This is a genomic window from Pseudoalteromonas sp. NBT06-2, from assembly GCF_002276045.1.
In the GTDB taxonomy this organism is placed as follows: Bacteria; Pseudomonadota; Gammaproteobacteria; order Enterobacterales; family Alteromonadaceae; genus Pseudoalteromonas.
Genome location: NZ_NQMR01000447.1, coordinates 1 through 352 on the forward strand (window position 1 = coordinate 1; position 352 = coordinate 352).

General features: G+C 34.1%; 1 protein-coding gene. It reads left to right on the forward strand.

The window, feature by feature from the left end; translation table 11 throughout:
• A partial coding sequence (locus CJF42_RS28290) for a transposase (protein ID WP_353651708.1) occupies positions 1-352 on the forward strand: 352 nt, incomplete at both ends.

Genomic DNA, 352 nt, shown 5'->3' on the forward strand with positions numbered 1-352 from the left:
TCTGTTTTCGCTAATTTATATCATCAACGCTGGGGAGTTGAAGAAGATTATAAAGTATTGAAAAGTCGCCTCAATATTGAGAATTATTCTAGTGTTTCCGTTGAAGGTGTTTTACAAGACTTACATGCTAAGCTGCTGACTAAAAACCTTGCTGCTTGTGCCATCCATGATGCAAAACGAAAAATAAAGAAGCCTAAAAACAACAGGAGCCATGATTATAAAATTAACTTCACCTTTGCAATAAATCAGCTCAAAGATAATGTTGTTAGGTTCACAATGAAGCTAGCTGAGTTTGAGTTATACGAACTACTGATAAGTAAAATATCAAAGAATTTAAGTATTATTCGGCCCA